Here is a 10,815-nt window from a genome sequence, read left to right as displayed (position 1 = left end):
GGCCGCGGAACCGCCGCGTCCTCCCCGGTGAGGCGGTGCTGCGGGGGCCGGGCGCTCGGTGACGGCGGGCCCGGGTCTCACTGGCCGGCGCGGCGCGCGGCCTCGACCTCGGTGGCGGCGTCCGCGGTGCGCAGCTCGCCGCCGGAGGTCTCCAGGTGCGCGCGGACGAACCACTGGAACTGCTCCAGATCACGCAGCTGCTCGATCAGGAGGTCCTCGGTGGCGGGGTCGATCGGGCCCACCTGCTCGATGGCCTTGCGGACGTCGGTGACGACGCCGGAGTACACCAGGTCCAGCGCACCGAGGTGGGCGATGGCGCCGGCGCGGCCGACGCTGTAGTCCTCCCAGGAGCGGGCGGCGACCAGCGCGCCGGGGGTTCCGTGGCTGACGCCGCCGAGGGCGGCGGCACGCTCCGCGACGTCGTCCGCCATGTCGCGCACCCGGTCGACCTGGGGGTCGAGCATCTCGTGCACGGCGATGAAGTGCGGCCCGACGACGTTCCAGTGGACGTGCTTGAGCGTCAGGTGGAGGTCGTTCAGGGCGTGCAGCCGCATCTGGAGGATGCCGATGAGCTCGCCGGCCTGTTCGACGGTCAGGCCGGGGACGGTGTACTTCGGGTTGGCGCTGGCAGCCATGATGACGCTCCGTTCTGTGCGGGTATCTCCGCTTTTCTCCTACCCGATCCTGCGGTTTCAGACCAGGTTGTCGGCCTGCTCACTCGGCTGCGGCATCCACGGGGAACGGGCGGCGGAGCCGTCCGGCGGACGGGTGCCCTGGCTGCGGCTCCCCCGGCCCGGGAGTGGCGGGTGCCCGCCGGAGGGATCGCCTTGCCCGGCGGGATGCGGCCAAACGTGCGACGACCGCCGCGCCCCACCCCACGGAGGTGGGTGAGGGCGCGGCGGTTCGTGGCGTGGTCGGTCGCCCGGGCGCAGGTCGCGGGGCGGCGGGGCGACCGGTGTCAGACGTCGGCCGCGGTCCCCGTGCCGGGGAGGGAGTCGGCGGGCGCCGCCGGGGGCGGGGCGAAGTCGGTGAAGGCGGTGGTCTTGGGAAGCCGGTAGACCTCTCTGCCGGTGACGGCGTTGAGGATGGTCGCGTTGCGGATGGCGCCGATGTCGAGGTTGGGGGCGGAGGCGCCGTGGCTGTGCAGTTCGGTCCCCGCCAGGAACAGCTTCCCCGCACCGCCCGTGTCGAGGGCGACGGCGTGGTCCGCGCCGACGACGGGGCGACCGGCGGCGTCACGGCGGATCAGCGGCTCCAGAGCGGCGAGGAAGGCGGGTGTCCGGGCGCGGTAGCCCGTGGCGGCGACGACGAGATCGGTGCGGTGCTCGAAGGTGCGTCCGGTGTCGCGGTGTCGGCAGGTGAGGAGCACGCCGGCGGTGGCCGGGGCACCGTCCGGCGCGGTCCCGCCGTCGGTCCCCGTCCCGGCGTCTGTCGCGGCGCTGAGGACGCTGACGCCGGGCCGGAGCTCGACCGGGCGCAGCCCGTGGCGGAGCTGCCTGCGGTAGAGCAGTTCGTGGACGGCGGCGAGGGTGTCGGCGGAGACCCCCTTGTAGAGCTGCCACTGCTCGGCGAGCAGCCGGTCGCGGGTGGCCTCGGGCAGGCCGTGGAAGTACCGCATGTAGTCGGGGGTGGTCATCTCCAGCACCAGCCTGGTGTAGTCCAGCGGCGCGAAGGAGGGCGTGCGGGAGAGCCAGGAGACGGCGGGGCCGCCCGCGAGGTTCCGCTCCAGCAGCTGGATCACGACCTCGGCGCCGGACTGGCCGGAGCCGACGACTGTGACGTGGTCGGCCGTGTCGAGGTCCGCGCCGCGGTGCAGGAACTCCCCGGTGTGGAGCAGGCGCTCCTCAGGCAGCTCCGTGAGGGCGTCGGGCAGGTGGGGCGCGGTCCCGGTGCCGACGACGAGGTGGCGGGCGGCGAGACGGAGGCGGGTGCCGTCGGCTCGTTCGACCTCCGTCACGAACAGCCCCGAGGCCGGGTCCCGCCGGACGGCGAGCACCCGGTGGGAGAAGCGGACCGAGGGGAGGCGGGCCGCCGCCCAGCGGAGGTAGTCCTCGTACTCGACGCGGCTGGGGAAGAAGTTCTCACGGACGGTGAAGGGGTACAGCCGGTCGCGGTCGTGGAGGTACGCGAGGAACGACAGCGGATGGGTGGGCGCCACCAGCGTGACGAGGTCGGCGAGGAAGTTGACCTGCATCGACGCGTCGTCGAACATCATCCCGCGGTGCCAGTGCAGTTCCGCCGTCTCCTCCAGGACGACCAGGTCGAGGTCGTCCACGGTGGAGGCCAGCGCGGCGAGGCCGAGGTTGAAGGGCCCGCAGCCCACAGCGATCACGTCGTGAACGGCGGCCGGGCCGGGGGCGCGGGAGGCGTCGGGGGCGTCCGGGGTTTCCGGAGCGGGTCGACTCATCGAGGCAGGTCCTTGTCGCTGCGCGGGTGGACGAGCAGGGCTGCGGTCTTCTCCGGGAGGAACACCTCACCGCAGCGGCGGTAGCCGGCGGCGGTGAAGGCGCGGATGGACGGCGCGTTGCGGAGGTCGGGCTCGGCCACGATCCGGCGGCAGGCCGGGTCAGCGGTGAGCAGGGCGGTGGCGAGCGCGCCGAGGAGCCGACGGCCGACGCCGCGGCAGGTGTCGCCGGTGGCTCCGACCGCGATGTGCACCCCCAGGTCGTGGGGGTCGTGCGGGTAGCGGCCCGCGAGGCGGTCCCGGTCGACGCGGTAGATCTCCACGTAGGCGAGGTCCCGGCCGTCCTCGGCGACCATGCAGGGCAGGCTGTGGTCGCCGCCGCGTTGCGCGGTGAGTTCGGCGGCCCAGCGGTCGCGGGGCCACGCCTGGTGCCAGAACGCCTCGACGTGGGGCTCGGCCATCCACCGGGCCAGGGTCGCCGGGTCCCCGCCGTCCGGGTCGGCGGGGCGCAGCGACCAGGGCACGTCGACCGGCGGGAGCGGCGGCGGTGGGACGGTGCCGGGGGTAGCGGGGGTGTCAGGGGTGGCGGGGGTGTACTCGGCCCCTCGCCCGGCGGTCGGGGCCCTCACCGGCCCTCCCCCGTGCCGGCGGCGGCGCTCAGCGGGTTGGGCGCGTCGAGGTAGACCGACTGGGAGTCCAGCGGTGCCAGGACCTCGTCGATGCCGTGGAGGCGGGTCAGCAGGTTGGCCTTGAGGGGAAGCGTGGCGGCGCTGAGCCAGCGGGCGGCGAGCCGGTCGCCGTCCGGGCCGGCCGCGGCGAGCGCGGGGAGGGCCGCGCGGAGCCTCGCCGCCATGGCGGCGAGGAGTTCCTCCTCCCCGCCGAGACCGTCGACGGCCAGGGCGCCGACGACGGCGAACGCCTGGTTGCGCAGCAGGTAGTACGAGAGCCGGTCGTCGGCGAGCTCGTCGTCGACGAGAGCAAGGGTGGACGTGTCCCGGCGCAGTCGGTGCAGCAGCGGCGGCAAGTGCGAGGCGGCGAGGTAGTAGCCCTGGTTGTCCCGGAAGGCGGCGCCGGTGACGCGGCCGGCGGCGTCGAGGCGGACGAGGGTGTTCTGCTGGTGTGCCTCCAGGCCGATGCCGGTGGCGGCGTAGAGGTGGAGCATGGGGACGAGGACCTTGTCGGTGTACTCGGCGACCCAGCGCGGCGCCGCGTTCGGCCCGAGCCCGGCGACGAAGGCGGCGAGTCGGCTGGGGCCCTCGCCGGGACGGGGCGCGACCAGTCCGGCGAGGCAGCGGAGCCGGTCCACGCCGTCGGGGACCTCGCGGACGGAGACGTCGAGCCCGGTCGCGGCAGGGCCTCCCGTCGCGGCGGGCTCGTCGACGGCGAGCCAGGCCGGGTCGCGGGTGACGGCGAACCCCGGGTGGGCGGCGAAGGTGGCGTCGGCGTGACCGAGGTCGAGGAGTTCGTTGACCTCGACGCCGCGGAGCAGTTCGGTACGGGTGGACTCGCGCCGCGAGTTGGTCAGCCGCAGCCCCAGCGAGAGTTTGAGCATGACCGGCGAGCCGGGTCGGTAGAGGGTGCGGACGCTGGAGGTCGGATACCAGTGCGGTCCGGCGGGGCCGAGGGGTTCGAGGAGGCCGTCGGCGACCAGCGCGGCGATCCGGGGCCGGGCGAGGAGGTCGGCGGCCTGCCAGGGGTGGGCGGGGACGAGGATCCGGCCGCCGCCGGGGTCGAACCCGGCGAGGTCCGCGAGCAGCCGAGGGGTGTCCCGGCCGCCGAGGGCGGGGGCGCCGGCGACGGCGTCGTGGGAGACGACCGAGGGGTCGGCCGCGAACCAGTGCAGCGGGAACGAGCCGCGGGTCTCGGGCGACCACCGCGCGCAGTCGGGCTCGGAGATGCCGTCCCGGCTCTTGGGCGCGGGGTGGCGCAGGTGGCCGAGGAGCAGCGCCTGTTCGGAGTCGAGGAACGCGTCGGTGCCGGCGGGCGGTTCGGGGTGGTCGCGCCGGGTGGTGAGGAACCCGGTGACGCGTCGCACCGATTCGGCGGTGCGTTCCACGAGGTCGGCGTTCTCCGCGGCGGCGGGGGCGGTGCGACCGGCGGCGGCGCCGCGGTGGACGGCCTCCGCGGCGACGAGGGCGACGGCGGTGACCGGGTCGGCGGTGTCGCCGAGCGGCCCGGCCGGTCCGTGGAGCCGGACCGGGCCGAAGCGGTGCCAGCCCGTGGCGGAGGCGTGGGTGACCTCGGTGGTCAGGGTGGTGCCGGTGGACGGCAGCCGCACGGTGAGCGGCCCGGCCGCCACGGGGTGGCCGGTCTCGGCCAGCCAGCAGCGCAGCAGCGCCTCCAGATGCGCGTGCTCGGCGGCGGCGCGCGGTTCGGCGCCGTGCAGCGGGTCGGGGACCGCGGCGGGGGTGCCGGGTGCGGGGGCGTACCCGGTCGTGGGGGTGGCGTTCATGCGGTGCGCTCCCGGGCGAGGTGGTCGCAGCGGCGTCCGGCTGCGAGGACGGCCGCGACGAGGGTGTCGATGTCGTCGGTGGTGGTCGCGGGGTTGAGGAGGGTGAACTTCAGGCAGACCCGGCCGGGCGCACCGCCCGCGGCGGAAACGGCGGCGTTCCCGACGGCGGGTACGGGGACCTCGGTGCGGCCGATCAGCGCGGTGCCGCTCTCCAGCAGGGAGCGGCGGAGCTCGGCGTTGAGGCGGTCGTCGTGAGCGGGGTCGGCGCCGCGGTAGCGGAAGACGACGGTGGTGAGGTCGGCGCCGGCGACGAGTTCGAGGGCGGGCTCGGACTCGATGCGTGTCTGGGCGTGGCGTGCGAGGTCGTGGCAACGGTCGACCATGGCGCCGAGGCCGGAGCGGCCGTGGGCCAGGAAGGCGGCGGCGGCCTTGACGGCGTCGGCGCGGCGGGTTGTCTGGAGGCTGCGGCCGAGGAGGCCGTCGAACCCGGCGTCGGCGTCGTCGGCGGGGTTGAGGTAGGCGACCTGGCGGTCGAGGGCGCCGAAGCCGGCGGGGTCGGAGACGAGCAGGACACTGGTGGCGGCGGGCAGCCAGCCGATCTTGTGGAGGTCCAGGGTGATCGAGTCGGCGGCCTCGATGCCGTCGAGCCGACCGGCGAGCCGGTCCGAGAAGAGGGTGCCGAAGCCGTAGGCGGCGTCCACGTGGGTCCACACGCCGTGGTCGGCGGCGATCTCGGTGATGGCGGGGAGCGGGTCCACGGTGCCGAAGTCCGTGGTGCCCGCGGTGGCCACCACGGCGACGGGGGTCTCATCGGGGCCGAGCGCGGCGAGTCGCGCCGCGAGGGCGTCGGGGCGCATGCGGTGCCGTCGGTCGGTGGCGACCGGGATCACCGCGTCCTCGCCGAGGCCGAGCGCGGCGCAGGCGCGGTGGACGGAGAAGTGGGCGATCTCGCTGCACAGCACGCGGGGGCCGGGGAGCGCGGCGACGCCGTGGCGGCGGACGTCCACGCCCCGGCGCAGCGCAGCGGCGTCGCGGGCGAGGTGCAGGCCGAGGAGGTTGGAGAGGGAGCCGCCGGGGGTGAGCACGCCGTCGGCGTCGGGGCCGAGGCGGGCGAGGCGGGTGAGGGCTCCGATCAGCCAGCGTTCGACGGCTATGCCGGCGGGTCCGGAGTCGTAGGTGTCGAGGGAACCGTTGCCGGCGGAGGCGAGGACGTCGGCGGCGACCGCGACGGTCAGCGTGGGGGGCTGGAGGTGTGCGGCGGCGTGCGGGTGGGCGAGGTTGACGCCGTACTCGCTCATGACGCGGGCCAGCAGTTGGAGCGCGGGCAGCTCGCCGGCGCCGCGTTCGGGGAGCGCGGCGGGGCCGAGCGCCCGGGAGGCCGCGGCGAGCACCTCCGCGGGGGTTCCGGCGGGCAGCGGGCCGGGGGCGTGGTGGGCGAGCGAGGTGCCGACGGCGCCGGCGAGCAGCGAGGAGATGTCGGCGAGCCCGGCGCGGGTTCCGGCGAGGCGGACCGCGGCGGGGGTGGTGTCGGCGGGGGCGAGGGGGACCTCGGCCAGGGATGTCACGGGTTCTCCACGGGGTGGGTCGTGGGCACGGCCGGACGGCGCCCCGGCAGTGGTCGGCGCGCGGGCGCGCGCGCCGGGCCGGGGCGCGGTCGTGCGAGGGCTCGGGCGCGGGCGCGCCCGGTGTGGCTGCGTGGTGAGGTGGCTGCGTGCGAGTGGGGCTCGCGGGGGGTGCTCCCGCCGGCCCTTCGGGGCGGGCGGGGCGCGCCGGATGGCGTCAGTGGGCGGCGAGCGGGTTGGGCAGCGTGCCGTTGGGGTGGAGCGCGTGGCGCAGGGCGCGGTCGCCGTAGCGGGTGACGACGATGCGGTCGCGGTTGAGGCCGTAGCGGGGGATCTGCTCGGTCAGCAGGTCGTAGGCGGTGTGGCGGTCGGCGAGTTCAGGGGTGCGGCGGCGCGAGGCGAGGACGGTCTCGCGGGCCGTGCGCCAGAAATCCTGCTCGGGTATGCCGAGTTGATCGGCGCAGAGTGGCGCCAGGTAGCGGAAGTGGCCGACGAAGATCTGGTCCATGACGTGCTGGCGGATGACGGAGGGGTGTTTGCGCGGCAGCACGTGGTCGTGGCCGTCGGGCTCCGGGCCCCGCTCGGGGGTGTCGGTGAAGGAGACGCAGACGTCGTCCACGAAGTCCTTCAGGTAGAGGCGCGCGGGCAGGTCGTTCTCGTCGAAGCCGATGAGGGTGTTCTGCCCGTGGGGGTTGAAGGTCAGCCCGTAGCGGTGGAGGACGTGCAGCACCGGGTGGAGCAGGGTGTCGAAGAGGCGGCGCAGCCAGAGGATCGGCTCGGTCCCGGAGGCGCGGACCAGTTCGGCGACGAAGGCGTCCCCGGCGGTGTCGGTGTGGAGCAGCGAGGCGAAGGTGCGGACGCGTTCGGTGGCGTCCCGGCGGGACTCCACCGGCTCGCGCCAGATGCAGCCGAGCGTTTCCAGGTACTGGTAGGGGGCGTTGGGGAGCGTTTCGAGGTAGGGGTGCCGGACGGTGGCGGAGGCGACCTCGCCGAGGAAGACGGTCCGGGTCTCGTCGGTGAGGTAGGGGTCGGTGTCGAGCATCCCGCGCAGCCACTGGGTGACGACGGGGGCACCGGCGGTGCAGTGCGGCGGTATCCCGCGCCAGACGAGGGTGTTGAGGATGCGGAGCGGCAGCTTGACGTCGTAGCGGCCGGGCGTGGTGACGTTGGTCATCGTGCGGATCGACTGGCCCGGCAGGTAGGCGTCGGGGCTGTCCCCGAGCGGCACGATGCGGCGCTGGGCGATGTCCGCGGCGTGCAGGGTCTGGAGGGTGTTGTCCCACTGCCAGGGGTGGGCGGGCAGCCAGACGTAGCCGTCGGGGTCGAGCCCGGCGCCGGTGAGGCGTGCGGTGAAGGCGGCGCGGGTGTCGGCGTCGAGTTCGCGGTGGAGGATCTCCCGCTCGGAGAGTTCGGGGGTGCCGCGGAAGTCGGCGAGGCCGCGGTGGACGGCGAGCCAGGTCAGGTGGACCGGTCGGCCGGACTCCGGGGCGTAGGCGCGCACGTCCGTGGCGGAGAAGCCGACCCGGCCCTTGTTGGCGACCAGCAGGTTGTGGCCGGTCATGTGGGATTCGAGTTCGGCGTGGCCGAGGGTCCGGAGTGCGGCGACGGAGGTGCCGCCGTGTTCGAGGCGGGCGGCGTCCACGGCGTGGGTGGCGGAGAGTTCGGTGAAGTAGGTGGCGGCGGTCGAGGCGTCGGTGCCGAGGCTGCCGACTGCGTCGAGGAGGAACCGCTGCGGGTCCCAGGCGGGTTCGGCGATGCTGTTGCCGAGCATCCCGGTGCCGGTGCGGGTGACCGAGCCGGGGTCGACGCGGAGCCAGCCGAAGGCCCCGGGGGTGGCACTGAACTGGTAGGTGATCCCGCTGTCGAGATCGACGCGGTAGGTGCCGTCCCCGCTGTCGAGGGCCTTGAGCATGTCCTCGAAGCACCATTCGCCGAGGGCCTTGGCGAGGAGCCGGCGGCCGGCCTCGCGCCAGGAGGCGGGGCTGACGGCGTCGAGCCGGGGGACGGGGTGGTCGTGGGGCGCGCGCATGTGGTCGCTCCGGGAGACGGAAGGGACGTGGGGGGCGTGCGAGACGTACGGGGACCCGCACGCGCCCCACAGCTTAGGCAAGGCTTACCTAATTCCGCAACAGTCCGCGTTCGTTCTACGACGTATCGCTATCCCGCTCCCGGATGCCGCGTCAAGAGGCCCTGACCGAGCGTGGGTTGAGCGGTGGCACGGACGACCGCCGCCCGCCGGGCGGGCCACCGCTCCCCCGCCGCCGAGCCGCGCGGGCCGCCGACGGCGCGTGCCCCGGGCCCTGAACGGCGGCGACGCCGTCTGCGGGCCCGGGGCATGTCGCCGCGGACGGGAGGGGTCGGGGTGCCGACTCAGGGCGTCCCGCGCCGACGCAGCAGCCAGATCAGGTAGGGGGCGCCGATGACCGCTGTGACGATCCCCACGGGGATCTCCACGGGTGCCAGCAGCCACCGGCCCAGCGCGTCGGCCACCACCACCAGGGTCGCGCCCAGCAGCGCGGCGACCGGGGCGACACGCAGCGTCCCCGTACCGACGAGGCGCCGCGCCAGGTGCGGGGCGAGCAGCCCCACGAAACCCACCGCGCCCACCGCCGCGGCGGTACCCGCCGCCATCACCGCCCCGGCTCCCAGGACCAGCAGCCGCACCCGGCCCAGGTCCATACCGAGCGCGCGGGGCAACTCGTCGCCCAGCGCCAGCAGGTCCACGGCACGCGCCGCCAGGACCAGCAGCACGGCGACCGCGGCGGGCACCGCGAGCCAGCCGAGCGCCGTGGTGTCCTTGGCGTAGGTGCTCCCCGCGAGCCAGGTGAGCGCACCGGCGATGTTCATCTGGCTGCCGACGACCAGCACGTTGACCAGGGCGGTCGCCGTTGCGGACGCCCCGAGGCCGACGAGGACCACCCGGGTCGGGTCCAGGCCGCCTCCCCGTCGCTCGTCGCGCGGACCGCGGGCCACCGCCACGACCACCGCCAGTGCGACCACACCGCCGACCGCGGCGGCCAGCGGCAGCGCCACGAGCGGGGCGGACGGGACGGCCGCGATGACGAACACCGCGCCGAGGGAGGCGCCGCCGGTGACGCCGATCAGCGAGGGTTCGGCCAACGGGTTGCGGACCACCGACTGCACGGCGGTTCCGGCCAGCGCCAGGCAGGCGCCCGCGAGGGCCGCCACCAGGACCCGGGGCAGCCGGTACCCCAGCACGCCCGAGGCCCCGTCCGGGCCCATGCCGACCACGAACGCGCCGATGTCGGCCCAGCCCACGTCGGCGTCGCCGATGCGCAGCCCCAGGAGGACGGCGCCCAGCAGTGTCAGCAGCGCTCCGCCGAGGAACAGCCGGTAGGAACCGCGCCGCAGGCCGTCACCGACGACCACCGCGGCGCCGGTGTCGGCGTCGCCGGTACGGATGCGCCGCGCCAGGAGCATGAAGACCGGGCCTCCGATCAGGGCGGTGACGATGCCCACGGGCAGTTCGCCGTGGCCGGCGGAGGCCGGGAACACCACCTGCGCGGCGCTGTCGGCGGAGAGCACGACCACCGCGGCGAGCAGCGCGGACAACGGCAGCAGCGCCGCGTGGTTGCGGATGCCGAGGGAGCGCAGCGCCACCGGGGCGATCAGCCCGACGAAGCCGATCGGACCGGCCAGCGACACCGCGGCGGCGGAGAGCACCACGGCGAGCAGCAGCGTCGCCGGGCGTATCCGCTCCACCCGGACGCCCATCGCCCGCGCGGTCTCGTCGCCGAGGGCCAGCAGGTCCAGCGGGCGCGCCAGCAGCGGTGCGCAGCACGCCAGGACGGCGACCAGCGCGCCCACCACCAGCGGGCGCGTCAGATCGGACTGGAGGAGGGTGCCGTTGCCCCAGAAGAAGAGTCCCTGGGTGGCCTGGGTGTCCAGGATCTGGAGGAAGGCGGCGCAGGCGGTGGTGGCGAGCGCGACGGTGGCCCCCGCCAGCAGGACCCGCCCGGCGGTCAGCACCCCGCCCCGGGTGAGGAGGTGGACGACCGTCATGGCCGCGAGACCGCCGAGGAAGGCGGCTGCCCCGGCCGGCAGCGGCCCCAGGCTGACGCCCGTGAACGCGACCGCGACCACCGCCAGGTAGGCGCCGCCGTTGACACCGAGCGTGTCGGGGGCGGCGAGCGGGTTGCGGGTCACGCCCTGGAGCAGGGCCCCCGCGACACCCAGCGCCGCGCCCACGACCAGCCCGGTGAGGGTGCGCGGCAGCCGGCTGCCGACCAGCACGTCACCGGTGAACGGATCACCGCGACCGAACAGATGGGCGATGATGTCGCCCGTTCCGACGCCGGAGGCGCCGAGACCCAGGTGGACGGCGACCACGGCGAGCAGCGCGACCGGGAGCACCAGGGCCGCGGTCGTCGCACGAC

Annotated in this window: 7 protein-coding genes; all 7 read right to left on the bottom strand. The window is 75.4% G+C overall.

The genetic code is table 11. The features are described 5' to 3' along the window. Positions 1–77 precede the first annotated feature (77 nt). Positions 78–635 (bottom strand): Dps family protein, encoded by a 558-nt coding sequence (locus HCJ92_RS18530; protein WP_167934738.1) that lies wholly within the window; start codon positions 633–635, stop codon positions 78–80. A gap of 323 nt (positions 636–958) precedes the next feature. Beyond that, positions 959–2,407 carry a lysine N(6)-hydroxylase/L-ornithine N(5)-oxygenase family protein gene (locus HCJ92_RS18525; protein WP_167934737.1) on the bottom strand — a complete coding sequence of 483 codons (1,449 nt, stop codon included), beginning with the start codon at positions 2,405–2,407 and terminating at the stop codon, positions 959–961. Next, the gene (locus HCJ92_RS18520) at positions 2,404–3,033 is read right to left on the bottom strand and encodes a GNAT family N-acetyltransferase (RefSeq protein WP_167934736.1); all 630 of its coding nucleotides are present in this window, start codon (positions 3,031–3,033) and stop codon (positions 2,404–2,406) included. Before HCJ92_RS18520 ends, HCJ92_RS18525 begins: the two co-directional genes overlap by 4 nt. After that, positions 3,030–4,856, bottom strand: coding sequence for an IucA/IucC family protein (locus HCJ92_RS18515; protein ID WP_167934735.1), 1,827 nt, complete (start codon positions 4,854–4,856; stop codon positions 3,030–3,032). Before HCJ92_RS18515 ends, HCJ92_RS18520 begins: the two co-directional genes overlap by 4 nt. Beyond that, the gene (locus HCJ92_RS18510; RefSeq protein ID WP_338054248.1) at positions 4,853–6,421 is read right to left on the bottom strand and encodes a pyridoxal phosphate-dependent decarboxylase family protein; all 1,569 of its coding nucleotides are present in this window, start codon (positions 6,419–6,421) and stop codon (positions 4,853–4,855) included. The genes HCJ92_RS18515 and HCJ92_RS18510 overlap by 4 nt, the downstream gene beginning before the upstream one ends. A gap of 214 nt (positions 6,422–6,635) precedes the next feature. Continuing rightward, entirely contained in the window at positions 6,636–8,447 is a 1,812-nt protein-coding gene (locus HCJ92_RS18505) for an IucA/IucC family protein (protein WP_167934734.1), read from the bottom strand. Positions 8,448–8,788: 341 nt separating this feature from the next. Continuing rightward, a partial coding sequence (locus tag HCJ92_RS18500; RefSeq protein WP_167934733.1) for an iron ABC transporter permease occupies positions 8,789–10,815 on the bottom strand: 2,027 nt, incomplete at its 5' end.

The organism is Streptomyces spiramenti (genome assembly GCF_012034385.1).
Lineage (GTDB): Bacteria > Actinomycetota > Actinomycetes > Streptomycetales > Streptomycetaceae > Streptomyces > Streptomyces spiramenti.
This window is presented reverse-complemented; position numbering and strand designations above follow the sequence as displayed.